This window comes from Streptomyces sp. NBC_00299, from assembly GCF_036173045.1.
In the GTDB taxonomy this organism is placed as follows: Bacteria; Actinomycetota; Actinomycetes; order Streptomycetales; family Streptomycetaceae; genus Streptomyces; species Streptomyces machairae.
Genome location: NZ_CP108039.1, coordinates 4,878,946 through 4,904,554 on the forward strand (window position 1 = coordinate 4,878,946; position 25,609 = coordinate 4,904,554).

Consider the following 25,609-nt stretch of genomic DNA (forward strand, 5'->3'; position numbering starts at 1 on the left):
TTCCATGACCGCCCCAGCCCACAGCTCCTCGGCCGGCAGCCGGCTACCTCAGCCCGCCGCCACCGTCACCGGCGCGAACCGCCGGGTCCAGTCACCCGGCAGTTCCGAGATGCCGTACGTCATCACCGAGTTGAAGGCGACGGACACCAGACCGTGCTCCTTCGCCCAGGCGAGCAGTTCCTCATGGCGTACGTCGATGTCAGTGCGCAGCGGACGGTCGGTGTGGGCGGCGAGGGAGGCGATGAGTGCCTTCGCAGTCTCCGTGTCGCGGGCGATCAGTGGGCCCACGACCTGTGTGTCCATGTTGGGCCAGGTACCCGCGTATCCGATGATCCGGCCGTTCTCCTCGGCGATGCGCAACCGGTCGGTGAAGGCGGGGAGCCGCGTGATGATGTGCGTGCGATCCGCGCCGAACACCTCCTCGTCGAGCCGGACGATTGCGCTGAGGTCCTCGGCGGTGGCCGCGCGCGTGGCGACCGCCGATGGCACCGAGGCGCCGGCCCTGAATCGACCGCGCAGCATCTCCGCCCGGCCAGTGACCTTGAAGCCGAGTTCCTCGTAGAGCGCTTGGCCGTTCGGCGTCGCGTGCAGCGTCAGCGGTGTCGTGCCCATCGCGGAGACGACGTGCCGCATGAGCCGGCGCCCGATGCCCTGGCGTGCATGACGCTCGGCGACCAGGACCATGCCGATGGCCCCCAGATCGGGGCGGTCCCGCGGTCCGTAGTCCGTGACGACACAGGCGCTGACAAGCCCGCCGTCGGGGTCGTCGATCCCGTAGCCCTTCCCGGCTGTCAGAAGGAACTGCCACTTGTGTTCCTCACGGGGCCAGCCCCGATTCTCGGACAAGTCAGCGCAGGCGGTGAGATCGCGAGGCGTCAGACGGCGAATGGGCAGAGCGGCGAGGGAAGGAGTCGGCACGCAGGTCAGGCTGTCTGACAACTGCCCTGGTCGTCCAGCCGTTTCCGGTGAGACGTACGAGCTTTTGGCCATGTCATGGTCCGCCGCACGGCCCGCCGATAGGCGCTGGGTGTTTCACGTGAAACATGGACGAACGGCGAGGGTCCATGAAGTGCGCCGGGAGAGCATTCAACGCAGGCCGCCATCTGCCCGGACTCGCGAACCGCTCCTACATGCGGATGGATCTGTGGGAAGCCTACGAATTGGTGCGCAGCAGGCGGTAATTGAAGGAATCGCTTGTTCGTGCCCTCGCCCAATTCGTGAGGGAGCAAGGGGGGACTTGTGATCGGGGCAGCGGCCGGTATGGTCGACTCCGGTTCGTGTCCGAGCCGTGATGCGGACTGTCGACGCGGACCGAGCGCAAGGCAATGCAGCGTAACGGGACGGAGAGATCGAAGACCCGCATTCGCGGTTATGCGGCCTGGGCGCCCACACGCAGTGGGATGCTGCGGTGAGAGTACTGCGGCCAATGTCACACTCTCGCCTTACTTGTCCGTACCGAGTGTGAATACGGATTGAATGTGGCCGTATTGGTTGTGGCGACGAACGGGGAGAAGCAAGCCGTCGCGGGGGAAGCAGGCACCTTCCATAGAGGAAGTGCGCAGACCGACCGAAAGATGTTCGAGGCGAGGCACACCATGGACGCTCCGACCACCACGTCGGCCGACAACGGCACTTCCGGCGGCGGGAGCGGCTGGTTCACGCCGCGCAAGCAGCCGGAGACCTCTCCGGGCGGCGAACAGGAGGCGGCAGAGGGCAGCCGCTTGGCGGCGATGCGCCCGGTGGGCCGTACGGCAGCCGGCGACGCCTCGGCCCCTCCGCCCCAGAACACCACGCAGCCCACCGCGACGGCCGGCCCGCCACAGCCCAGCGCGACGACTCATCCGCCGGGGCCCATCCCCGCGGACGTCGGCTCAGATCCCGCCGCACCGGGCCCCGTCGGCCGCCCATACGCGGAGCAAGGGGCACCAGCGGCGATATCGACCCCCGACATGACCGCACCGCATCACATACGGCCCACCCAGTCGACGCCCGCCCACACCTCGTACTCAGGCCAAGCCCCGCAAGTCTCCGCTCAGGCCCCACAAGCCTCCGCCCAAGCCACCGCAGCACGTCCGGAGATGCAGGCCGCTCAGCCCCCACAAGCGTCCCCTCAAGCCACCGCAGCACGTCCGGAGTCACCGGGCCCCGCCCCTCTCGCGTCGCCCTCCCCTCAACTGCGCGTGCCGACGCAGCGCCCCGCCCCGGCCCAACCGGTCTCCCCGGACGCCGTACTGATCCGCCGGACCATGGCAGAGGTCGGCCCCGTGGCCGACAAGGTCACCTCCTACTTCTACGCGCTGCTCTTCGTACGCCACCCCGATCTGCGTTCCCTCTTCCCGGCCGCGATGGACACCCAGCGGGACCGGCTGCTGAAGGCGCTGCTCACTGCGGCCGAGCACATCGACAACACTCCAGTCCTCGTCGACTACCTGCAGAACCTGGGCCGAGGACACCGCAAGTACGGCACCCGGCCCGAGCACTATCCGGCCGTCGGCGAGTGCCTCATCGGCTCGCTGAGCAAGTACGCAGCGGGCATCTGGGACGGCGAGATGGAGGCCGCCTGGGTCCGGGCGTACACGACGATCTCGCAGGTCATGATCGACGCGGCGGCAGCGGACGAACTGCGCGCCCCCGCCTGGTGGTACGCGGAGGTCGTCTCGCACGACCTCAGAACCTCGGACGTCGCGGTCCTCACCGTCCGGCCCGACCAGCCCTACCCCTTCCTCGCCGGGCAGTACACGAGCGTGGAGACGCCCTGGTGGCCCAGGATCTGGCGGCACTACTCGTTCGCCTCGGCGCCCCGCTCGGACGGCCTGCTGACGTTCCATGTGAAGGCCGTGCCCGCGGGCTGGGTCTCCAACGCGCTGGTGCACCGCGCCCGGCCGGGAGACATCATCCGGCTCGGTCCGCCGGCCGGTTCGATGACCGTGGACCACACCACCGAGAGCGGACTGCTCTGCGTGGGCGGAGGCACCGGCATAGCGCCCATCAAGGCACTGGTCGAGGACGTCGCCGAGCACGGCGAGCGGCGACCGGTCGAGGTCTTCTACGGCGCCCGCACCAACCAGGACCTGTACGACATCGACACGATGCTCCGGCTTCAGCAGTCCCACCCCTGGCTGCATGTCCGCCCGGTGGTGGACCGGCATGGACTGCTCCAGCTTCCCGAAGCCATACGCGAGTACGGGCCCTGGACCGAGTACGACGCCTTTGTCTCCGGACCGCCCGGCATGATCCGCAGCGGTGTCGACGCACTGAGGAACATCGGCATGCCGTTTGAGCGCATACGGCATGACTCCGTGGAGGAACTCGTCACCGCCGGAGACTGACAAGATCGCCGCGGCCGAGGTCCGCCGTCGGGTCAGCCCAGATCCGGGGCGTGCATGGCCCGGACGCCTTCGATGTTCCCGTCGAGGTAGTGCCGCAGGGACAGCGGAACGAGGTGGACGGAAGCGATCCCGACCCGGGTGAACGGCACGCGCACGATCTCGTACTCACCGACGGGTTCGTCCACTTCGGGCCCGTGCCGCAAGGACGTGTCCATGGACTCCAGGCGGCACACGAAGAAGTGCTGCACCTTCACTCCGGTCGCTCCGCCGTCCTCGCCGATGTGCTCGACGGTGTCGACGAAGCAGGGCACGACGTCGACGATCTTGGCGCCGAGCTCCTCGTACACCTCACGGTGCAGGGCGTCGACGACGGTCGCGTCCGTGGGCTCGACTCCGCCACCGGGTGTGAGCCAGTAGGGATCGAGGCCGGGCTTGGTGCGCTTGATCAGGATCAGGTCGTCGCCGTCCAGCAGAACGGCGCGGGCGGTGCGCTTGACCACAGGTCGGACGGTCATGGGAGAAATGTGGCCCGGCTGGTTCCACGTGAAACATCGCGAAACGTCACTGGCCGAGCTCATCCTGTGAGGGTCTCGGATCTGCCCCGGATGCGCCCTGAATGCCCGGCTCAGGCCCAGTCACAAGCCGCCCGCAGCAGCCACTCATGGGCCCGCGCGATATGGGGCATCGCCAGTGTGCCGGTACGGACCACCAGGAAGTACGTCCGCAGCGGTGGCACCGGCGGATCGTGCAGGGCGACGACGCCGCCGCGCTCCAGGGCGGCCGCACACAGATAGCGAGGCAACACCGCCAGCCCTGCCCCCGCGACCGCACAGGCGAGGACCGCGCGAAGGTCGGGGACGATCACGGTGCCCGGGGCGGCGGGACGGGAGTCGTAGACCGCGGCCCAGTAGCGGGAGACGAAGGGCAGGGACTCGTGCACCTCCACCACCGGGACGTCCTCCAGCGCGTGCGCTCCCTTGTGGCGCAGCTGCCCCGAACCGATCCGGTCGATCCATTGAGGCGCGGCGACAAGCACGTGCACCTCGTCGCAGAGCGCAGTCGCCGTGAGCAGACCGCCGCGCGGACGGGCCGTACTGATGGCCAGATCATGATGTCCGGCAGCCAGCCCCTCCAGGGTCTCCTCGGCGTTGCCGAAGGACGCGCGCAGAGCGAAGCCCTGGCCCTCCTCGCCGGTCAGCTCGGTGAGCGCGGGGAGGGCCCGCTCGGCGGTGAACTCGGGAGGGCCGGCGAGGTGCAGGGATCGTAAGGAGGACTCGTCGTCGAGGCCGGTCTCGGTGATCTCCACCAGGGCATCGAGATGAGGTGCGGCCTTGTGGGCGAGCTCGTCACCGATGGTCGTGGGCGTCACTCCGCGGGCCTGGCGCAGGAAGAGAGGGCGTCCCAACTGCCGTTCCAGGGTGCGGATCTGCGAGGTCACGGCCGGCTGCGACAGTCCGAGCAGGGCCGCGGCGCGGGTGAAGGAACCAGCCCGGTGCACGGTCACAAAAGTGCGCAACAAGGCCAGATCCATGCCACACCCTCCCCTTCCCCGCCCTTCTCTCCACCCCCAGGGCAGGGCCCAACTATAAATAAGTCGATAGGTCGCTGTCGCTACTGTGATTGGACACTGACAGAGAGTCAACTAGCCTTGTTCGCGCGGTTCTTCGCGCGCAGAACCGAGGGCGGTCCGAGCCACGAGGGGGGAGGCTCGGACCGCCCGTTTCACGTTTTTGGGCACCGATCGCCGCACCGGCGGACCAGGTCACTATGCCGATTCGTCCAGTGCACGCAGCACATCCGCCACCAGATCCTCGGGATCCTCGGCGCCGACGGACATACGGATGAAGCCCTCCGGCACGGCGTCGCCGCCCCAGCGTCCGCGCCGTTCGGCCGTGGAGCGAACTCCGCCGAAGCTGGTCGCGTCGTCGACGAGCCGCAGCGCGTCCAGGAAACGCTCGGCACGCGCGCGCGTGGGCAGCGTGAAGGACACCACGCACCCGTAGCGCCGCATCTGCTGCGAGGCGATCTTGTACGAGGGGTCGCGCGGCAGCCCGGGATAGCGCACGCCGAGCTCCTCCGGCCAGTCCTGCAGCGCCTCGGCGACGGCCAGGGCGGTGGCGTTCTGCCGGTCCACGCGCAGCTGGAGCGTGGCGAGTGAACGGTGCGCGAGCCAGGCTTCCATGGGCCCCGGAATCGCCCCGACGATCTTGCGCCAGCGCCGTACGGCGGCCATGGCCCCGGCGTCGCGGCCGCTGACGTATCCCAGCAGGATGTCGCCATGTCCCGTCAGCTGCTTGGTGCCGCTGGCCACCGAGAAGTCGGCGCCGAGCTCCAGCGGGCGCTGCCCGAGCGGCGTCGCGAGCGTGTTGTCGACGGCGACGAGGGCGCCACGCGCGTGTGCCGCTTCGACGAGCCGCCGGATGTCACACACGTCGAGGCCGGGGTTCGACGGAGTCTCGATCCACAGCAGCTTGGCGCCGTCCAGGACACCGAGCTGGGCGTCCCCGCCGGTCGGTGCCGTGCGCACCTCGATGCCGAATGCCTCCAGCTGCGCGCGCGCCAGGGGCAGCGCCTGGTAGCCGTCGCTGGGCAGGACGACCGCGTCTCCGGCCCGCAGCTGGGAGAAGAGCACCGACGAGGTGGCGGCCATGCCCGACGCGAAGACCAGCGTCTCGACGCCGTCCTCCCCCGGCGCCTCCAGGCTGCCGATGGCGCGCTCCAGATGGGTCCAGGTGGGGTTCTCGTCGCGGCCGTAGGTGTACGGTCCCGTCGGCTCGCCCGGCAGGTGGAAGTGGGCGGCGAACACGGGGCCGGGCAGGGTCGGCTCGTACGCGACCGGCTCGGGCAGCCCGGCTCGCACCGCGCGCGTGCCGTCTCCGTCGGAAGGCAGCCCTTCGGAAGGCAGCCCTTGAGGATCCGTACTGCTCATACCGGTTGTCCCTCCACCTGTTCGCGGACCGCCGTGAGGAGGCCCGTACTTGCCGCCTCCACCATCTCAAGGCACTCCTCGAAGCCGTCCACGGCCCCGTAGTACGGGTCCGGAACGTCGAGGTCGTCGTCGGCAGCGGGGTCGTAGGAGCGCAGCAGGCGCACCTTCGCCACGTCCTGCGGTGTGGGCGCCAGGCGGCGCAGGGCCTTGAGGTGGCCGGCGTCGAGAGCGATGACGAGGTCGAGCCGTGCGAACCAGGACGGCTGGAACTGGCGGGCCGTGTGACCGCTGTCGTAGCCGTGCTCCTCCAGGACGGAGACGGTGCGCGGGTCGGCCGGGTCGCCCTCGTGCCAGCCGCCCGTGCCGGCGCTGTCGGCCTCGACCAGGTCGTCGAGCCCGGCCTCCGCCACGCGCGCGCGGAAGACGGACTCGGCCATCGGGGAGCGGCAGATGTTGCCGGTGCAGACGAAGCAGACGCGGTAGGTCATCGGATACTCAGTCCCCGTCGGGCAGGACGACGTTGAGCGCCCAGGAGACGATCGAGATGATCAGGCCGCCGAGGACGGCCGTCCAGAAGCCCTCGACGTGGAAGCTCAGGTCGACCTTGTCGGCGAGCCACGAGGTCAGCAGCAGCATCAGCGCGTTGACGATCAGGGTGAACAGGCCGAGCGTCAGGATGAGCAGCGGGAGGCTCAGCAACTTCACGATCGGCTTGACGACGAAGTTCACCAGGCCGAAGATCAGCGCGACGATGAGCAGGGTGCCGATCTTCTTGCCCGTGCTGTCACCGGTGAGGGTGATCTTGTCTATCAGCCATACGGCGACCGCCAGGGCACCCGCGTTGGCGATCGTCTTGACTACGAAATTCTTCATAAGTCTGATCGTGGCAGACGAGATCGGTCACGAGCACCGGGACAAGGGCGGACGAGAGCGATGAAGGCATTCCGGCTGGATGAACTGGAGGCGGAGCGCGCCGCCAACGAGGGCGCTTACCTGCAGTTTCTGCGGGAGCGGAACATGTCGGTCGGTCTCTACGCGCTCGACGCCGGTGCCCACGATCCACAGAAGCCGCACAACCAGGACGAGGTCTACTTCGTTGTGAGCGGCCGTGCTCAGATCACCGTCGGCATGGAGACCACACATGTGGCGCGCGGCAGTGTGGTGTACGTGCCGGCCGGGGTGGCCCACAAGTTCCACCACATCAGCGAGGACCTGAGGGTGCTCGTGGTGTTCTCTCCGCCCGAAAGCTGACCTTTGGCCTCAGGGTTCCCTAGGGGATCGATCAGGGGAGGACAAGGGCTGCGCGACGCCCGCTGGGCACCTGCCGGACCTAGCATCGAGTGCAGGAATCAGCAGATTCGAAGGATCAGGACCCGGCACAGTAACGGGCGGAGAGGTAAGGACGAGGGCGATGCGTGAGATCTTCGCAGGACTGCCGTGGTGGGTGAAGTGGATCGCGGTGCCGGTCATCGCTCTGGTGGTGTTCGGTGGGCTGATAGCCAGCGTTGTGGGATTCGTCATCGGACTGCTCTTCAAGGTGCTGGTCTTCGTGGCACTGGTCGGCGGACTGATCTACGTCGTACGGAAGTTCACGTCGAGCTCCTCGTCGCGCAGCGACTGGTGAGGGCCGTGGGGGCCGTGGGGACCGGTGGGCGGTAACAGGAATCGCCGGTTCCCTCGGGCGAGGGAAGTTTTCCGAGCAGGGCGTCTCCGAGCGGTGACGGGCCAATAGAGTCCGGAAATCGACGCGGGGGCGACCCCGCGAGCGGCGTGCACCCCCCGTGTTCCCCAGCACGGGCTCCCCCCTCGCGCTTCGGGAGTAACCCTTGGCCACGGTCGACACCGCACCCTCAGAACCCCAGACACCCCTCGAACAGCCGCGCTCATGCGTCCCTCAGGTCCCGCAGCAGGCCGCCCCGGCCTCCGCCGAGCAGTCGCAGTCCGCGACGCTCATCGGATCCGTCCAGCGCGCGATGCGCCTGCTGGAATGTGTCGCCGAGCATGAATACGGCGCCCCGGCCAAGCAACTCGCCCGTGAGGCGGGCCTGGCCCTGCCCACCGCCTACCACTTGCTGCGCACGCTGGTGCACGAGGGCTATCTGCGCCGTGACAAAGGGCTGTTCTTCCTCGGCGAGGCGGCCGTACGGCTCAGCAGCAGCGCAGCCGAGCAGAAACGTCGCAGCACGGTTGCCGACGCGCTCGCTCAATGGCGTGACGCCATTGGTGTCCCGGTTTACTTCGCCCAGTACCGCGACGGCGAGATCGAGGTCATGTGCGTCTCCGACACCCCGGGCAATCCGGCGGTCGAGGAATGGGCCGACTTCCGGGAGACGGGCCACGCGCACGCCATCGGCCAGTGCCTGCTCTCCCAGCTGGACGAGGACGCTCGCCGTGATCATCTGGACCGCCATCCCGTGGAGTCCATCACCCCCTACACCGTGCGCGATACCCGCTCCCTGCTGCGACGACTCGAACGGACCCGGCGGATGGATCCGGTGACCGAGCGTCAGGAATACGCGCTGGGCACGGTGTGCGCGGCCATCCCCATCACGGTGGGCACCACGGCCGCGACGATGGCCATTTCGCTGCCCGCCCACCAGGCCGACCGGCTGCTGTCGGCGGTGCTGCAACTGCAGGAAGAGGTCGGGCGGCTCCTGGGGTCACTCTCGATCTCTATCAGTATCTGAAAACTCACTCCTTGTGATCTCTCGTGTACGTTCAGCAAGATTCCACCAGTGTCGGGGTCCGTTCCCGGCCAGTCGACTGCAAACGACGGGGTAGGGCGATGCGCGAGTCCGTAGAGGCAGAGGTCATGATGAGCTTTCTCGTGTCCGAGGAGCTCTCCTTCCGCATCCCGGTGGAGTTGCGCTACGAGACCTGTGATCCCTATGCCGTACGGCTGACCTTCCACCTGCCCGGCGATGCCCCCGTGACCTGGGCATTCGGCCGGGAACTGCTGGTCGACGGGGTGGGACGGCCCTGTGGGGAGGGAGATGTACGGGTCTCTCCGGCCGGCACCGAGACTCTCGGCGACGTCCTGATCCGGCTTCAGGTCGGTACCGACCAGGCGCTCTTCCGCTCCTCCGTGGCGCCTCTGGTGGCCTTTCTCGACCGCACCGACAAGCTGGTGCCGCTCGGACAGGAGGGCGCGCTTGCCGACTTCGACGCCCATCTCGACGAGGCCCTGGACCGCATCCTCGCGGAGGAGCAGAGCGCGGGCTGAGGCTTACGGCTGCGCAGGGGTGGCGTAACGCTTCGCCGGGCGCTCCCGGCGCGCATGGGAGCGCTTCCCTGTCGGCGAGCTCCTCATGACGCCGGAGCTGCAAGGCCGTAGGCGCACGGGTGCGGGTTCGGGTTCGGGTGCGGGTTCAGGTTCGGGTGCGGGTTCGGCGCCCAGGACGCGCGCGGTTGGAGAACCGTGCCCGCCACTCCTTCCGCCGACGTCACTGCGTTCGGCGGACGCCCCGGCTTCCCCGACGCCCCCCACTTCCCTGGCGCCCCCACTTCCCCGACCTCACCGCTTCCGCCGACGCCCCCGCCCGCCGCGCCCCGAAGCCGGCTGTACGCCCGTCGAGATCGGTGCCCCGCCTGCCGGGACCGGCTGAGCACCCGCCGGCACCGCCCCCTTCTCCGGCCGGTCGGCCGAGACCACCAGGGCCGCGAGGGCTGTGGTGACGGGCACCGAGGCGACCAGGCCGATGGAGCCCACCAGGGTGCGCACGATCTCCTCCGCCACCAACTCACTGTTGGCCACCGTCCCCACGCCGCTCTGCGCGATCGAGAAGAGCAGCAGCAACGGCAGCGCGGCACCCGCGTAAGCGAGGACGAGGGTGTTGACGACGGACGCGATGTGGTCCCGGCCGATGCGGATGCCCGCCCGGTACAGCCCACGCCAGCCCATCGCCGGGTTGGCCTCGTGCAGCTCCCAGACCGCGGATGTCTGGGTGACCGTCACGTCGTCGAGGACACCGAGCGAACCGATGATGATGCCCGCGAGCAGCAGACCGCTCATGTCGATCGACGGATACAGCCCGTGGATGAGGCCCGTGTTGTCGTCGGTGTTGCCGGTGAGCGCGGCCCAGTCGATGAACACCGACCCGAGGATGCCGATCAGCAGCAGCGAGATCAGCGTGCCGAGCACCGCCACCGATGTACGGGCCGACAGGCCGTGACACAGGTAGAGGGCGATCAGCATGATGGCGCTCGACCCGACCACCGCGACGACCAGCGGGTTCGAGCCCTGGAGGATCGCGGGGAGGATGAAGAAGTTGAGCACGGCGAAGCTGATGGCCAGCGAGATCAGTGCCATGAGACCCCGCAACCGCCCGACGACCACGACGGCGATTGCGAAGATGCCGGCGAGCACGGTCAACGGGACGCGCCGGTTCACGTCGGTGACCGAGTACTGCAGGTCCTTGGGTGCGGAGGGCTCGTAGGCGACCACGACCTCCTGGCCCTCGTGCAACTGCCGTGACTGGTCGGGCTGCACGATCTCCGTGAACGTACGGCCCTTGTCCTTGCCACCGTCGACGCGGATCGTCGCCTTCTTGCAGGTGCCGCTGTCCTGCTGCGCGGCGGAGGACCCCTCGGCCGTGGAGGTGTCGCCGGTCGGAGGCACCCCCGAGGCCCCCACCTCCTTGCAGCTCACCTCGACCACCTTGGTGACCGTGGCCTGCTGTGTCTGCCGGTCGAAGCCGACCCCGGTGCGCTCGTGCGGCGGGGCTCCGCCCGGCCACAGCACCGCGAGCCCCACCACCACCGCCGCGGCGAACGGGATCAGGACTGCCGCGATGACCTTGCGCAGATGCCGGGAGACGGGAGCCGCCGGACCGTGGGCGTGACTGTGCGAGTGTCCGTGCCCGTGCTCGCCACCGTCATCACCGCCACGCCGGCCCCCTGATCCGGAACCGTGCCCACGACCGCCTCCGGATCCAGGACCATGCCCACGACTGCCCCCGGAGCCGTGACCGTGCCCGTCACCCGGGCCGGGAACCGGCGCCTGTGGGCCGCCGGATTCGGGACCGCGCTCGTGAAAACCGCCGGGACCGGGCCTGCGCCCCTGCCCGCCGCCGACCCCGCGCCCGCGATCCTGCATCCCTCCGGATCCGGGGTCGTGCTCGTGCCAGCCCCCGTTCCCAGTCTCCTGATCGTCGTGTCCGCCTCCGGGACCACGGCCGTAACCACCGCCGTATCTCCCCCCGCGAACCTCCGAACCCAGGCCGCCTGTACGGCCGTTACCCCGCGCGGGGCCGAGTCCGGGGCCGATTCTGGGGCCGTTTCCGGAGCCGGAGCCGCGGGGCGGATCGGGCGGTGGGTAGGGAGGCTCATGCGTCGTGGTCACCGCCCGATCATCGCAAGAACGATTGGGGCCCCCTGTTCACCGCGCCCGAATTGACGCTAGCGTGGTGCCACCTTTGTACACGCGGGAGCTCGGAGCACCGGGCTGAGAGGGCGCTGACCTCCGTCCCAGCGATGTTTCACATGAAACATCACCCATCGCGAGTGATGTTTCACACGAAACGTCGGCAGACGGATACCGCTGCGTCGACCGCCGAACCTGTTACCGGGTAATGCCGGCGTAGGGAGTAGGTCTCATGACCATCAAGGACGCGCGCACGCCTGCCTCCGTTCAGGACGAGAAGTCCGAGGAGGCCGGGAAGTCCATCGGCTGGCACAAGGCGTATGTCGAGGGTTCACGCCCCGATCTGCGGGTGCCGGTCCGCCAGGTGCACCTCACCAACGGGCAGTCGGTCACGCTGTACGACACCTCGGGCCCGTACACCGATCCGCTCGCCGACACCGACGTCCGCAGGGGGCTGCCCCCGCTGCGGGAGAACTGGATCATCGCCCGCGGCGACACCGCCGAGTACGCGGGACGTCCCGTCCGTCCCGAGGACGACGGCATCAAGCACACCTCGCCTCGCGGCGGTCTGCGTAACCTCGACGCGGTCTTCCCGGGTCGGCCGCGTCAGCCGCGTCGCGGCCGTGAGGGCGAGGCGGTCACGCAGCTCGCGTACGCGCGTCGCGGCGAGGTCACGCCCGAGATGGAGTTCGTGGCGCTCCGGGAGAACCTTTCTCCCGAAGTGGTCCGCGAGGAGATCGCCGCGGGCCGGGCAGTGCTGCCGGCCAACGTGAACCACCCGGAGATCGAGCCGATGATCATCGGCAAGCGGTTCCTGGTGAAGGTCAACGCCAACATCGGCAACTCCGCGGTCACCTCCTCCATCGAGGAGGAGGTCGAGAAGATGACCTGGGCGACCCGCTGGGGCGCCGACACGGTCATGGACCTGTCGACCGGCCGCAACATCCACACCACCCGTGAGTGGGTGCTGCGCAACTCCCCCGTCCCCATCGGCACGGTGCCGCTCTACCAGGCGCTGGAGAAGGTCGACGGCCGGGCGGAGGAGCTGACCTGGGAGATCTACAAGGACACGGTCATCGAACAGGCCGAGCAGGGCGTGGACTACATGACGGTCCACGCGGGCGTCCGGCTGCCCTTCGTACCGTTGACGGCCAACCGCAAGACCGGCATCGTCTCGCGCGGCGGCTCGATCATGGCGGCGTGGTGCCTGGCGCACCACAAGGAGAGCTTCCTGTACGAGAACTTCGAGGAGCTCTGCGAGATTCTCGCCGCCTACGACGTCACGTACTCGCTGGGCGACGGCCTGCGGCCCGGCTCGATCGCGGACGCCAACGACGAGGCGCAGTTCGCGGAGTTGAGGACGCTCGGGGAACTCAACACGATCGCCAAGCGTTTCAACGTACAGACCATGATCGAGGGCCCGGGACACGTCCCGATGCACAAGATCAAGGAGAACATCGACCTTCAGCAGGAGATCTGCGATGAAGCTCCGTTCTATACGCTCGGCCCGCTGACCACCGACGTCGCGCCCGCGTACGACCACATCACCTCCGGTATCGGCGCCGCGATGATCGCCTGGTGGGGCACGGCGATGCTCTGCTACGTCACGCCCAAGGAGCACCTGGGCCTGCCCAACCGTGATGACGTCAAGACCGGGGTCATCACCTACAAGATCGCCGCCCATGCGGCCGACCTTGCCAAGGGGCACCCCGGGGCGCAGGAGTGGGACGACGCGCTGTCCGACGCCCGCTTCGAGTTCCGGTGGGAGGACCAGTTCAACCTGGCCCTCGACCCGGACACGGCACGGGAGTTCCACGACGAGACCCTTCCGGCCGAGCCCGCCAAGACGGCTCACTTCTGCTCCATGTGCGGGCCGAAGTTCTGCTCGATGAAGATCTCCCACGACATCCGCCGCGCACATGGCGGGTCCAAGGAGGAGATCGAAGAGGGCATGGCTCAGAAGTCGAAGGAGTTCGCAGCGGCGGGGAACCGGGTGTACCTGCCGCTCGCGGACTGACGTCGACGTCCTGACCCGGGGCGCCACGCCCCGGTGTTCGGCTTGCGCCTCCCCGGGGAGGTCTCCCCGGGGTGCCGTCGTGAAGGAGGGACCCAACGTGGGGCTCTCCTGCGGCGGGGCGCAAGCCGAGGTGCTAGTCCGGCTGGTGTTCCGGGCCTCCGAAGTCCGGGCTCGTGTAGTCCGGGCTGCTGAAGCTCGGCCGTGAGCCCCGGGAGGCGCCGTCGTCCGGGCTGCTGAAACCCGGGCGGCCGTAGCCGAGGTTCGGGATGCGGCCGGCCGGTGTCGACGGTGGTGTGCGGTGCAGGGCCGTCGCCGTGCCGGGGTCGGCGAGTGCCTCCCGCAGGAAAGGCAGGACGCCGCGCTCCAGCAGGGCCTCGCGCCAGACTTCCCTGGCCCGGGCGACCTCCTCGCTCAGTTCGCCGTACGGGCCGCCGTCGAACGCCGGCCGGTTCTGCAGGGCGGTGAGCAGGAGTCCGACGGCGGCGACCAGGATGGCGGCCGCTGCCACGGCGCCGAACACCCACCCGGTGGTGAGCATCGTCTGGGCGAACGCCGGCTCGGGGTCGAACATCTTCAGGATGTAGCCGACGAGCAGGAAGATCGCCGCGGCGGTGCCGGCGAGGACGGGTGCCAGGACCGCGAGCACGGCTATGACGCCCGGGCCGGCGGTCTCGGCGACTTCTCCCATGGCCGTGGCGAGCCCCATCGCGCCCGAGCCCGACTCGGAGGAGCCGGACTCGCGGTTGGAGGACGGGGTGGACGGCGCCGGCTGGCGCAGTTCCTCGCGGACCTTCACGTAGTGCTGGTACTCGGTCGCCGCGGCCGCCGTGATCAGAGCGGTGGCGTTGAGCGCCATGGTGCGCAGCTGTTCGGGGTTGAGCCGCTGACCGACAGCGGCCAGTTCCGGGCGGTGTGGGGCGGAGCGCAGCGCCTCATCGAGGATCCGCTCGTATTCCTGGCGGTCCTCGCTCAGCAGGTGCTGCGGAACGCTGTTCATGTGCATCCCCCGATGCTCCGTAGGGCTTGGGGCTCGCATGCCAACGAGCCGTCGGGCAGAAACGGAGGGGAGCCTGCTACGGATAAGCCGATGGTAGAGCGGTCACGGCACACGGTGACAGGGGGTTTGCCAAAATTGGGCCCTGGCCTGGGCCCTCTTCTGTCACCCCGCCTTGAGCGACGCCTGCCCCGTGAACGGTCAGATATCCAGGGGAAGTTGCTGGACCAGCAGCTTTCCGGCCATGGTCACGCCGCCGTCCATGGCGATGGCGAGACCCTCGGCGTAGAGGTGCGGACCCTCGATCAAGGGCCCGGTGTTGTCCTCGCCGTCCTCGGAGCCGACCTCCCCCGTCAGGTAAGGAATGGGGCTGTGACCGTGAACGATGCGGGTGCCGCCGTACGTATCGAGCAGGGAACGCACATGGTCGGCGCCGCCCTCGTCGCGGAAGGAGAAGCGCTTGGTGAACTTGCGGAAGAGATCCCAGACTTCGTCGGCGTCATTGCGCGTGAGCGTCTCGCGGACCGTGTCGTTGACCGCCTCGATCGAGTCGCCGTAGTCGAGATAGGCGGTGGTGTCCGAGTGGACGAGCAGATGCCCGTCGACCTCTTCCATGGCGTCCAGCCGCGACATCCATTGCAGATGGTGATCCTGGAGACGGTCCATGTCGGTCTTCTGGCCGCCGTTGAGGAGCCAGGCTGCCTGGAAGGTGGCGGTGCCCGCGCCGGAGTTGACGGGGGTGTCGCCGAATCGCTTGGCGCCGATGAGCAGCAGTTCGTGGTTGCCCATCAGGGCCTTGCAGTAGCCGCCGGCCGCTGCCGCCTCCGCGGACAGCCGCATCACGAGGTCGATGACGCCGATGCCGTCCGGGCCGCGGTCGGTGAAGTCGCCGAGGAACCACAGCCGGGCGGTGCCCGCGGACCAGTTCCCCGCCGAGTCGATGAGGCCCTGCTCCTGGAGTGCGGCCATCAGCTCGTCGAGATAGCCGTGCACGTCGCCGACCACGAACAGCGGGCCGGCACCTGCCGTCGAGTCCGGGACCGGCATGGCGGCGGGGTCGACGTGCACCTGGACCGTGTCGCCACGATTGATCACGGGCAGGTCGCGCTGCGTGGGCGTGTACCCCTCCGGGTACGTCTCGTCGAGGGGCGGGGCGACCTCGCCCGGGTGCATGCTGTGGACGTACGGACCGGTCTCGTGCACGTAAGCGGGCACCCGGAAGTCGCGCAACGTCGCCGTCCGCTCCATCTCGGGTCCCTGACCGGCCCCCTGAGTCATCAGACCCCTCCACCATCGCGCCGCAGCTGCACCGCATCGGACTGCCTGGTCGCAGCGGCCCGTGGGTGTCGTGGGCCCATCATAGGAATGCCGATCGCGCCATGTGATGACCCAGGGGTGGTGAATCGGAGCAGGACTCCTGTTCACTGCGGCTTTCGCCCCGATTGGCCCGGGCTTCGGCAGCTCGATCGCCGTGTTCCTGACGCCTCTCGAGCTGCTCCTGAAGCCCCTCGTCCCGCTGCTGCAGTCCCTCGACCTGCCTCTGCCGCTCCTCGTCCGGCTTCTGCCACAGGTCTTCGCCCGGTTTCTACCGGCCCTCGGGCGACCGGGGCGGGCTGACCGTCGTACGCGGCGGGCGTCGCTGGGACGAGGTACGCACAATCAACTCGGTCGGTATCACCTGCTCGACCGGCTGGTCCGTCTCGACCCCCTCGATGGCGTCGATGAGGAGCTGCACCACGGCCGTGCCGATGCGGCGGGGCTTCAGGGAGAGCGTGGTGACCGGCGGCTCGGTGTTGGCGTACACCGTGGACTCGCTGCAGCACACCAGAAGCAGGTCGTCCGGTACGCGCATCCCGTAGCGACGGGCTGCGGCGAGCAGGTCCGTGCCGTTCGGATCGAACAGTCCGTAGACCGCGTCGGGCCGGTCGGGACGGGCGAGCAGCCGGTCGGCGGCGACGGCGCCCGCGCACGGGTCGTGCGCCGGGTAGGCCTCGTACACCGGGTCCTGGCCGACCCTTTCGCACCAGCGCAGGTAGGCGGTGGTCGACAGATGCGTGTACGTGTCCGTCGTGGTGCCCGTCAGCAGTCCGATCCGGCGGGCGCCGGCGTCGGCCAGGTGGTCGAGGATGCCCATCACGGCGGCCTCGTGGTCGTTGTCGACCCAGGCGGTGACCGGGAGCGAGCCTGCCGGGCGGCCGTCGGAGACGACCGGCAGACCCTGTCTGACCAGCTCGCTGACGACCGGGTCCTGGTCGGACGGGTCGATGACGACCGTGCCGTCTAGGGCGACGTTCGACCAGACGTCGTGACGTGAGGTCGCGGGGAGGATCACGAGGGCGTAGCCGCGGGCGAGCGCGGCCGAGGTGGCGGCGCGTGCCATCTCGGCGAAGTACGCGAACTCCGTGAAGGTGAAAGGTTCATCCCCGTATGTCGTCACGGTCAGGCCGATGAGTCCTGACTTGCCCGTACGGAGTGTGCGGGCGGCGGCCGACGGGCGGTAGCCCAGCCGGTCGGCTACTTCGCGGACATGGCGTCGGGTGGCGTCGGGGAGCCTGCCCTTGCCGTTGAGGGCGTCGGAGACGGTCGTGATGGAGACCCCCGCGGCGGCGGCCACGTCTCTGATACCCGCCCGGCCGGGTCGACTGCCTCGACGAGAGGTTTCCGCGCGGCTCACCTGGTGCTTCCCTGCTGCTGTCATGGCGAGCCGATAGTAGGGCTCATTCGGTGGGGTAGTGCGGACGCATATGCACGCGTTGACAGACACGTTTCTGCAAGGTCATCATGCGTCAATGCCCTTTGAAAACAAGGGAGTTGAACGATCCAATGGCAGGACGTGACTTGTCGGCGCGCATGGGCCTGCCAAGTGACCGATGTTTCGAAGAGGTCTCAACTCACCTTCACGGGTGATGCGCGCCACGGAGTGAGCCACCGGCGCGTAGATATATGTGCGGCGCGCCCCCTAATTCGTACGCCTTCGTGCCGTGATGCCCCTGATGCAGGTGTGACAGGAGGGATCAACAGGCGGGCCCGCCTCTTCCGTGCGTATCGACCCTCCCTCACCTGTACGCATCGGCGCCGAATCCTCATAAGGTGAGCAGTATTGGAGCCGGCGGTGGTGATGGGCCGCCGGTGGTCGTGAGGAGGACTGCGGTGAGCGAGATGAGCCCCAAGCTGCGCGCGGAGCTGGAGGGTATCCCCACCTACAAGCCGGGCAAGCCTGCCGCGGCCGGTGGTCCGGTGGCCTACAAGCTGTCCTCCAACGAGAACCCCTATCCGCCGCTGCCCGGCGTGATGGAGACCGTGACGGCGGCCGTCTCGTCCTTCAACCGCTACCCCGACATGATGTGCACGGGGCTGATGAACGAGCTGTCGGAGCGCTTCGGCGTCCCGATCTCCCACCTGGCCACCGGCACCGGCTCGGTCGGCGTCGCCCAGCAGCTGATCCAGGCCACCGCCGGACCGGGTGACGAGGTCATCTACGCCTGGCGGTCCTTCGAGGCGTACCCGATCATCACGCAGATCAGCGGCGCCACGTCCGTCAAGGTGCCGCTGACCGAGGGCGATGTACACGACCTGGACGCGATGGCCGCCGCCATCACCGACCGCACCAGGCTGATTTTCGTCTGCAACCCCAACAACCCGACGGGCACGGTCGTGAGGCGGGCCGAGCTGGAACGGTTCCTCGACCGGGTGCCCAGTGACGTCCTGGTGGTGCTGGACGAGGCGTACCGCGAATTCATCCGTGACCCCGAGGTGCCGGACGGGGTGGAGATCTACCGCGAGCGGCCGAACGTCTGTGTTCTGCGGACCTTCTCCAAGGCGTACGGTCTCGCCGGCCTCCGCGTCGGTTTCGCGATCGCCCACGAGCCGGTCGCGGCGGCCCTGCGCAAGACGGCCGTGCCGTTCGGGGTGAGCCAGGTCGCGCAGGAGGCGGCGATCGCCTCGCTGCGTGCCGAGGACGAACTGATCGGCCGGGTCGGCTCGTTGGTGTGCGAGCGCAACCGCGTGGTCGACGGGCTGCGGGCTCAGGGCTGGACGCTGCCCGAGACCCAGGCCAACTTCGTGTGGCTGCGACTGGGGGAGCGCACGGTCGCCTTCGCTCAGGCATGTGAGCAGGCGGGCGTCGTGATCCGGCCGTTCCCGGGCGAGGGTGTGCGGGTGACGATCGGGGAGGACGAGGCGAACGACATCTTCCTGAAGGTGGCGGAAGGGTTCCGTAAGGAGTCCTAGGGCTCCACGGGCACGGTCAGGCGTCCACCAGCTCCACGCGGACGGGGTCGCCGTCGCGGACCGTCGCCAACAGACGGGGGTCGCCGTCGATGCGGCCCAGAACGTTGCACGGGCTCGCGAGGCGGCACTCCTCGCCTCGCGAGATCGGTGTGGGCCCGTAGGGGAGGGCGAGCGCATCTCCGTCGTTCCAGAAGGCGACCGTGCCCGGCTCGACGACCTGCTGGGCGCCGGTTTCACGTGGAACAGCGACGCCCGTGTCGAAGTAGACCTCCTCTCCCCAGGTGCGGGCCGTGGAGGCGAGGGGCAGGGCCTTGACGAGGGCCTGTGTGGTGGGAGTGTCGTCGAGGGTCGCGGTGAGGTGTCCCGCGGGCCAGGAGATCAGTATCTGTAGGGGCGTCGGTGTCTGCATGGCATCGATTCAACAATATGTTGAAGTGTGCGCCAAGGGGTTGATCTCGACGAAGGACCCCCCGTTGAGGGCAGGGATAGGCGTGCTGCATAATTGCTTGTGAATGTGAACGCTTTCACAAGCGGTAGGTAAGGAGCGGCGACGTGGACCTGGCTTTGGCGCCGGAGACTCTGGCGCGCTGGCAGTTCGGTATCACCACCGTCTACCATTTTTTGTTTGTCCCTCTGACGATCTCGCTCGCCGCCCTCACGGCCGGGCTGCAGACCGCGTGGGTGCGCACGGAGAAGGAGAAGTACCTCAGAGCGACGAAGTTCTGGGGCAAGCTCTTCCTGATCAACATCGCGATGGGTGTCGTCACCGGCATCGTGCAGGAGTTCCAGTTCGGCATGAACTGGTCCGACTACTCCCGCTTCGTCGGTGACGTCTTCGGCGCCCCGCTCGCCTTCGAGGCCCTGATCGCCTTCTTCTTCGAGTCCACCTTCATCGGGCTGTGGATCTTCGGCTGGGACAAGCTGCCGAAGAAGATCCACCTGGCCTGTATGTGGATGGTCTCCATCGGCACGATCCTGTCGGCGTACTTCATCCTGGCGGCCAACTCCTGGATGCAGCACCCCGTCGGCTACCGGATCAACGAGGCGAAGGGGCGGGCCGAGCTCACCGACTTCTGGCTCGTGCTGACCCAGAACACCGCGCTCGCCCAGGCCTTCCACACCCTCTCGGCGGCCTTTCTCACCGGTGGCGCGTTCATGGTCGGCATCTCAGCCTTCCACCTGCTGCGCAAGAAGCACATCAGCGACATGAAGACCTCGCTCAGGCTCGGCCTGGTCACCGTCGCCATCGGCGGCCTGCTCACCGCGATCAGCGGTGACACGCTCGGCAAGATCATGTACGAGCAGCAGCCGATGAAGATGGCCGCGGCCGAAGCCCTGTGGGACGGCGAGGAGCCGGCGCCCTTCTCGGTCTTCGCCGTCGGCGACGTCGACAAGGGCCACAACAAGGTCGCCATAGAGATCCCCGGCCTGCTGTCCTTCCTGGCCAAGGATGACTTCACCTCGTACGTCCCCGGCATCAACGACGTCAACAAGGCCGAGCAGGAGAAGTACGGTCCCGGCGACTACCGGCCCAACATCCCCGTCGCCTACTGGGGCTTCCGCTGGATGATCGGCTTCGGTATGGCGTCGTTCACCATCGGCCTGATCGGACTCTGGCTGACCCGCAAGAAGTTCATGCTGCCGCAGCACCTGAGGGTCAGTGACGACGAGGTGCCGCATCTGGTGCTGCTCCCGAAGAAGGCGCTCGGCCCGAAGCTGACCACGTGGTACTGGCGTATCGCCATCTGGACCCTGGCCTTCCCGCTGATCGCCAACTCCTGGGGCTGGATCTTCACCGAGATGGGCCGTCAGCCGTGGGTCGTGTACGGCGTCCTGCGCACTCGGGACGCGGTCTCCCCCGGCGTATCCCAGGGTGAGGTCCTCACCTCGATGATCGTCTTCACGACGCTGTACGCCATCCTCGCCGTCGTCGAGGTCAAGCTCCTCGCGAAGTACGTCAAGGCCGGCCCGCCCGAGCTCACCGAGGCCGACCTGAACCCGCCAACGAAGATCGGCGGCGACGACCGTGACGCCGACAAGCCGATGGCCTTCTCGTACTAGGCCGAGGGAGCTGCACAGTCATGGAACTTCACGACGTCTGGTTCGTACTGATCGCCGTCCTGTGGATCGGCTACTTCTTCCTGGAGGGCTTCGACTTCGGGGTCGGCGTCCTCACCAAGCTGCTGGCCCGCAACCGGCCCGAGCGGCGGGTGCTGATCAACACCATCGGCCCCGTCTGGGACGGCAACGAGGTGTGGCTGCTCTCGGCGGCCGGCGCCACCTTCGCTGCCTTCCCCGAGTGGTACGCCACGCTCTTCTCCGGCTTCTACCTGCCCCTGCTGCTCATCCTGATCTCCTTGATTGTCCGGGGCGTCGCCTTCGAGTACCGGGTGAAGCGGCCCGAGGAGCACTGGCAGCGCAACTGGGAGAACGCCATCTTCTGGTGCTCGCTGCTCCCGGCGTTCCTGTGGGGTGTGGCCTTCGGCAACATCGTGCGGGGCGTAAAGCTCGACGAGAACCACGAGTACGTCGGCAACGTCCTGGACCTGCTCAACCCGTACGCGCTTGTCGGTGGCCTGGTGACGCTGACGCTGTTCACCTTCCACGGTGCGGTGTTCACCGCGCTCAAGACCGTGGGGGAGATTCGGGAGCGGGCGCGGAAACTGGCCCTGTGGGTCGGTCTTGCCGCTGCCGTGCTGGCGCTGATCTTCCTGCTCTGGACGCAGGTCGAGAGCGGTGACGGTCAGAGCCTGGTCGCGCTCGTGGTGGCCGTGGCCGCGCTGGTGGCGGCGCTGGTGGCGAACCAAGCGGGACGCGAGGGATGGTCGTTCGCCTTCTCCGGCGTCACCATCGTGGCCGCCGTCGCGATGCTCTTCCTGACGCTCTTCCCGAATGTCATGCCGTCCTCGCTCAATGACGAGTGGTCCCTCACGGTCACCAATGCCTCGTCGAGCCCGTACACCCTGAAGATCATGACGTGGTGCGCGGTGATCGCCACACCGGTCGTCATGCTCTACCAGGGCTGGACCTACTGGGTCTTCCGCAAGCGGATCGGCACGCAGCACATTGCCGCGGACGCCGCTTCGGGGGCCAAGCACTGAGTCCGCTGTGGCGGGGTGGTTCACGATGTTTCACGTGAAACACCTCGCCCTGGACCGAAGGGCATGTTTCACGTGAAACCGATCGATCCGCGTCTTCTCCGATACGCCCGCGCCACTCGCTTCTTCCTGATCGCGGTCGTTGGCCTGGGCGCCGTCGGAGCCGTGCTGGTCATCGCGCAGGCGATGCTCATCGCCGAGGCGGTGGTGGGGGCGTTCCAACACGGGATGTCCGCCGCTGAACTGCGCACTCCCCTCATGCTGTTGGTGGCCGTGGCCATCGGCCGCGCACTGGTCGCCTGGCTCACCGAACTCGCCGCTCACCGTGCCAGCGCCGCTGTGAAGTCGGAGCTGCGAGGGCGACTGCTGGAGCGGGCGACCGAGCTGGGACCCGACTGGCTGAGCGGACAGCGGACCGGATCTCTGGTCGCGCTCGCCACGCGGGGCGTCGACGCCCTCGACGACTACTTCTCGCGCTATCTGCCGCAGCTGGGGCTCGCGGTGGTCGTGCCGATCGCCGTGCTGGCGCGGATCGTGACCGAGGACTGGGTGTCGGCGGCCATCACCGTCGGCACCCTGCCACTGATCCCGATCTTCATGATGCTGATCGGCTGGGCCACGCAGTCCCGGATGGACCGTCAGTGGCGGATGCTGTCCCGGCTGTCCGGGCACTTCCTGGACGTCGTCGCCGGTCTGCCGACACTGAAGGTGTTCGGGCGTGCCAAGGCGCAGGCCGAGTCGATCCGGCGGATCACCGATGAATACCGCCGGGCGACCATGCGGACCCTGCGGATCGCCTTCATCTCCTCCTTCGCGCTGGAGTTGCTCTCGACGCTCTCGGTGGCCCTGGTCGCGGTGACGATCGGCATGCGCCTCGTCCACGGCGACATGCATCTGTACGACGGCCTGGTCATCCTCGTGCTGGCACCCGAGGCCTACCTGCCGCTGCGTCAGGTAGGAGCGCAGTACCACGCGGCTGCCGAGGGGCTGTCCGCGGCCGAGGAGATCTTCGAGGTGCTGGAGACTCCGGCGCCGGCGTCGGGAAGCGCGGCGGTGCCGACGGGGGCGGTGTCGTTCGAAGGGGTCTCGATCCGCTACCCCGGACGGTCCTCCGACGCAGTGTCAGATGTGTCCTTCGCCGTCGAGCCCGGGGAGACGGTCGCGCTCGTCGGGACGAGCGGGGCGGGCAAATCGACGCTGCTCAACGCGCTGTTGGGGTTCGTGCGGCCGGCCGAGGGGCGGATCCTGGTCGGGGGAGCGGATCTTGCCGAACTCGATCTGAAGGAATGGCGTTCGCGGATCGCCTGGGTGCCGCAGCGGCCGCACCTGTACGCGGGGACGATCGCCGAGAACGTACGGCTGGCGCGTCCCGACGCGGACGACGCTGCCGTGCGGCAGGCGCTGGGGAACGCCGGGGCGCTGGAGTTCGTGGACGCGCTGCCCGAGGGCGTCGAGACCGTGCTGGGCGAGGACGGGGTCGGCCTGTCCGCGGGGCAGCGGCAGCGGCTCGCGCTGGCCAGGGCGTTCCTGGCGGACCGGCCCGTCCTGCTCCTCGACGAGCCGACGGCCGCGCTCGACGGGGCCACCGAGGCCGAGGTCGTTGAGGCCGTGCGAAGGCTGGCGGTGGGGCGGACGGTGCTGCTGGTGGTGCACCGGCCGGCGCTGCTGGGCGTGGCGGACCGGGTGGTGCGGCTGTCGGAGGCCGTGGCGCCGGTGTCGACAGAGGCCTTGCCCAAGGCGTCCGTTGACCGTCCGATCGAGCATGACCCGGACAGCGGTTCTGCTTCCGAAGACGCCGGGACCGTGCCGCTCACCGCAGCCAAGCGCGGTGTTCTCGCCCGTGTCCGCGCCATGTCCGGTCCCCGGCGCGGTCGTCTCGTCCTCGCGCTGGTGCTCGGCAGCCTCGCGCTCGGCAGCGCCGTCGGGCTCATGGCGACCTCCGGGTGGCTCATCTCGCGGGCCTCGCAGCAGCCGCCGGTGCTGTACTTGATGGTCGCCGTGACGGCTACGCGGGCCTTCGGCATCGGGCGGGCCATGTTCCGGTACGCCGAGCGGCTGATGTCGCACGACGCCGTGCTGCGGATGCTGGCCGATACGCGGGTCGCCGTGTACCGGCGGCTGGAGCGGCTGGCGCCCGCAGGACTGCGCCGCACGCGTCGCGGCGATCTGCTGTCGAGGCTCGTCGCGGATGTGGACGCGCTGCAGGACTACTGGCTGCGGTGGCTGCTGCCCGCCGCTGCCGCGACCGTCGTGTCCGCCGGGGCCGTCGGTTTCACGGCCTGGCTGCTGCCTGAGGCCGGTGCCGTGCTCGCGGCCGGGCTCCTCGCGGCGGGGGCCGGAGTCCCGTTCCTCACCGGTGCCGTCGCCCGACGCGCCGAGCGCCGGCTGGCTCCCGCACGCGGAGAGCTCGCGACGCGCGTGACGGATCTGCTCACCGGCACCGCGGAACTGACCGTCGCCGGCGCCCTGCCCAGCCGTACGGCAGACACGCGGCGGGCCGACGGGACGCTGACCCGGATCGCTTCGCGCGCCGCCTCCGCGACCGCGCTCGGCGACGGGCTCACCGCGCTGATCAGCGGGCTCACCGTCGCCGCCACCGCCCTCGTGGGCGCCCAGGGGGTCGCCGACGGGCGGCTCGGCGGTGTGACCATGGCCGTTGTCGTCCTCACCCCGCTGGCCGCGTTCGAGGCCGTCCTGGGACTGCCGCTCGCCGTGCAGTACCGGCAGCGGGTGCGCAAGAGCGCGGAGCGCGTGTACGAGGTGCTGGACGCGCCCGAGCCCGTACGGGAACCCGCCCGGCCCCGGCAGGCGCCCGCATCGCCCTTCCCGGTCGCCGTCACGGGCCTGACCGCCCGCCACGCCGGACAGGACCGGGACGCGCTCGCCGGACTCGACCTGACCCTGGAGGAGGGCCGACGGGTCGCCGTGGTCGGCCCGTCGGGGTCCGGTAAGACGACGCTGGCGCAGGTGCTGCTGCGCTTCCTGGACGCCGACGCGGGCTCGTACACGCTGGGCGGCGTGGACGCGCACGCGCTGGACGGTGACGACGTACGGCGTCTCGTCGGGCTGTGTGCGCAGGACGCGCACCTCTTCGACAGTTCCGTGCGCGAGAACCTGCTCCTCGCCAGGAGGGGCGCCACCGAGGCCGACCTGCGTGACGCCCTGCACCGCGCCCGGCTGCTCGACTGGGCCGATGGCCTGCCCGACGGGCTGGACACGCTCGTGGGTGAGCACGGGGCACGGCTGTCGGGCGGTCAGCGGCAGCGGCTCGCGCTTGCCCGCGCACTGCTCGCCGACTTCCCCGTCCTCGTCCTCGACGAGCCCGCCGAGCATCTCGACCTGCCTACCGCCGACGCCCTCACCGCCGACCTGCTGGCCGCCACCGAGGGCCGTACGACCCTGCTCATCACGCACCGACTCGCCGGGCTGGAGGCCGTCGACGAGGTGGTCGTCCTGGACCAGGGGCGGGTGGTGCAGCGGGGCACGTTCGCGGAGCTGGCCGCTGCGGACGGTCCGCTGCGGGGGATGGTGGAGCGGGAGGAGCAGGCGGATCTGCTGGTGGGGGCGCCGTAGCGGCCGACGGGACCGTGGCCGTGGGCGCTTGCGGTCCGGCGGCCACGCACTGTCGGCCTGGGCGGGGCGCGACGCTC

General features: G+C 69.0%; 21 protein-coding genes. 10 read left to right on the forward strand and 11 right to left on the reverse strand.

The window, feature by feature from the left end; genetic code table 11:
* Positions 1-48: 48 nt before the first annotated feature.
* Positions 49-918: a GNAT family N-acetyltransferase gene (locus OHT51_RS21515; RefSeq protein WP_328880555.1), complete on the reverse strand. Its 870-nt coding sequence runs from the start codon at positions 916-918 to the stop codon at positions 49-51.
* A 656-nt stretch (positions 919-1,574) separates the two neighbouring features.
* Between OHT51_RS21515 and OHT51_RS21520 the strand changes: the two genes are divergently transcribed.
* Complete coding sequence (locus tag OHT51_RS21520; RefSeq protein WP_328880556.1) at positions 1,575-3,329, forward strand: globin domain-containing protein; 1,755 nt, start codon at positions 1,575-1,577, stop codon at positions 3,327-3,329.
* 32 nt (positions 3,330-3,361) lie between these two features.
* On the opposite strand, the gene OHT51_RS21525 is transcribed toward OHT51_RS21520, so the two are convergent.
* The 5 genes from OHT51_RS21525 to OHT51_RS21545 form a co-directional block, all read right to left on the reverse strand.
* Positions 3,362-3,844 (reverse strand): NUDIX hydrolase, encoded by a 483-nt coding sequence (locus OHT51_RS21525; protein ID WP_328880557.1) that lies wholly within the window; start codon positions 3,842-3,844, stop codon positions 3,362-3,364.
* 110 nt (positions 3,845-3,954) lie between these two features.
* Positions 3,955-4,860 (reverse strand): LysR family transcriptional regulator, encoded by a 906-nt coding sequence (locus tag OHT51_RS21530; RefSeq protein ID WP_328880558.1) that lies wholly within the window; start codon positions 4,858-4,860, stop codon positions 3,955-3,957.
* Between the two features lie 234 nt (positions 4,861-5,094).
* Positions 5,095-6,258 (reverse strand): cystathionine gamma-lyase, encoded by a 1,164-nt coding sequence (locus OHT51_RS21535; RefSeq protein ID WP_328880559.1) that lies wholly within the window; start codon positions 6,256-6,258, stop codon positions 5,095-5,097.
* Positions 6,255-6,746: a low molecular weight protein-tyrosine-phosphatase gene (locus OHT51_RS21540; RefSeq protein WP_328880560.1), complete on the reverse strand. Its 492-nt coding sequence runs from the start codon at positions 6,744-6,746 to the stop codon at positions 6,255-6,257. Before OHT51_RS21540 ends, OHT51_RS21535 begins: the two co-directional genes overlap by 4 nt.
* 7 nt (positions 6,747-6,753) lie before the next feature.
* Complete coding sequence (locus OHT51_RS21545; protein ID WP_328426165.1) at positions 6,754-7,131, reverse strand: phage holin family protein; 378 nt, start codon at positions 7,129-7,131, stop codon at positions 6,754-6,756.
* A gap of 60 nt (positions 7,132-7,191) precedes the next feature.
* Here OHT51_RS21545 and OHT51_RS21550 point away from each other — a divergent pair, with 60 nt between their 5' ends.
* The 4 genes from OHT51_RS21550 (at position 7,192) to OHT51_RS21565 (ending at position 9,481) form a co-directional block, all read left to right on the forward strand.
* A complete protein-coding gene (locus OHT51_RS21550) occupies positions 7,192-7,509 on the forward strand; it encodes a cupin domain-containing protein (protein ID WP_328880561.1) in 318 nt (105 codons plus the stop codon).
* 160 nt (positions 7,510-7,669) lie between these two features.
* Positions 7,670-7,882, forward strand: a complete 213-nt coding sequence (locus tag OHT51_RS21555) for a DUF5326 family protein (RefSeq protein WP_030048440.1) — start codon at positions 7,670-7,672, stop codon at positions 7,880-7,882.
* 202 nt (positions 7,883-8,084) lie between these two features.
* On the forward strand, positions 8,085-8,945 hold the full coding sequence (locus OHT51_RS21560; protein WP_443052522.1) for an IclR family transcriptional regulator: 861 nt from the start codon (positions 8,085-8,087) through the stop codon (positions 8,943-8,945).
* Positions 8,946-9,043: 98 nt separating this feature from the next.
* Entirely contained in the window at positions 9,044-9,481 is a 438-nt protein-coding gene (locus OHT51_RS21565) for an SsgA family sporulation/cell division regulator (protein WP_328880562.1), read from the forward strand.
* A 291-nt stretch (positions 9,482-9,772) separates the two neighbouring features.
* On the opposite strand, the gene OHT51_RS21570 is transcribed toward OHT51_RS21565, so the two are convergent.
* The gene (locus OHT51_RS21570; protein ID WP_443052523.1) at positions 9,773-11,353 is read right to left on the reverse strand and encodes a YibE/F family protein; all 1,581 of its coding nucleotides are present in this window, start codon (positions 11,351-11,353) and stop codon (positions 9,773-9,775) included.
* A 499-nt stretch (positions 11,354-11,852) separates the two neighbouring features.
* On the opposite strand from OHT51_RS21570, the gene thiC reads away from it, so the two are divergent.
* The gene (gene thiC, locus OHT51_RS21575) at positions 11,853-13,637 is read left to right on the forward strand and encodes a phosphomethylpyrimidine synthase ThiC (RefSeq protein ID WP_328880564.1); all 1,785 of its coding nucleotides are present in this window, start codon (positions 11,853-11,855) and stop codon (positions 13,635-13,637) included.
* A gap of 133 nt (positions 13,638-13,770) precedes the next feature.
* On the opposite strand, the gene OHT51_RS21580 is transcribed toward thiC, so the two are convergent.
* The 3 genes from OHT51_RS21580 to OHT51_RS21590 all read right to left on the reverse strand — a co-directional run bounded on the left by OHT51_RS21580 (position 13,771) and on the right by OHT51_RS21590 (position 17,329).
* Positions 13,771-14,640, reverse strand: a complete 870-nt coding sequence (locus OHT51_RS21580; protein WP_328880565.1) for a hypothetical protein — start codon at positions 14,638-14,640, stop codon at positions 13,771-13,773.
* Positions 14,641-14,832: 192 nt separating this feature from the next.
* A complete protein-coding gene (locus OHT51_RS21585) occupies positions 14,833-15,909 on the reverse strand; it encodes a metallophosphoesterase (RefSeq protein ID WP_328880566.1) in 1,077 nt (358 codons plus the stop codon).
* 307 nt (positions 15,910-16,216) lie between these two features.
* Positions 16,217-17,329, reverse strand: a complete 1,113-nt coding sequence (locus OHT51_RS21590; RefSeq protein WP_328880567.1) for a LacI family DNA-binding transcriptional regulator — start codon at positions 17,327-17,329, stop codon at positions 16,217-16,219.
* A gap of 452 nt (positions 17,330-17,781) precedes the next feature.
* Here OHT51_RS21590 and hisC point away from each other — a divergent pair, with 452 nt between their 5' ends.
* Positions 17,782-18,861 carry a histidinol-phosphate transaminase gene (gene hisC, locus OHT51_RS21595; RefSeq protein ID WP_328880568.1) on the forward strand — a complete coding sequence of 360 codons (1,080 nt, stop codon included), beginning with the start codon at positions 17,782-17,784 and terminating at the stop codon, positions 18,859-18,861.
* Positions 18,862-18,877: 16 nt separating this feature from the next.
* On the opposite strand, the gene OHT51_RS21600 is transcribed toward hisC, so the two are convergent.
* Positions 18,878-19,270, reverse strand: a complete 393-nt coding sequence (locus OHT51_RS21600; RefSeq protein ID WP_328880569.1) for a cyclophilin-like fold protein — start codon at positions 19,268-19,270, stop codon at positions 18,878-18,880.
* Positions 19,271-19,413: 143 nt separating this feature from the next.
* Here OHT51_RS21600 and OHT51_RS21605 point away from each other — a divergent pair, with 143 nt between their 5' ends.
* The 3 genes from OHT51_RS21605 to cydD all read left to right on the forward strand — a co-directional run bounded on the left by OHT51_RS21605 (position 19,414) and on the right by cydD (position 25,532).
* Positions 19,414-20,922: a cytochrome ubiquinol oxidase subunit I gene (locus OHT51_RS21605; protein ID WP_328880570.1), complete on the forward strand. Its 1,509-nt coding sequence runs from the start codon at positions 19,414-19,416 to the stop codon at positions 20,920-20,922.
* 20 nt (positions 20,923-20,942) lie between these two features.
* Positions 20,943-21,962, forward strand: a complete 1,020-nt coding sequence (gene cydB / locus OHT51_RS21610; protein ID WP_328880571.1) for a cytochrome d ubiquinol oxidase subunit II — start codon at positions 20,943-20,945, stop codon at positions 21,960-21,962.
* Between the two features lie 63 nt (positions 21,963-22,025).
* On the forward strand, positions 22,026-25,532 hold the full coding sequence (gene cydD, locus OHT51_RS21615; protein WP_328880572.1) for a thiol reductant ABC exporter subunit CydD: 3,507 nt from the start codon (positions 22,026-22,028) through the stop codon (positions 25,530-25,532).
* Positions 25,533-25,609 lie beyond the last annotated feature (77 nt).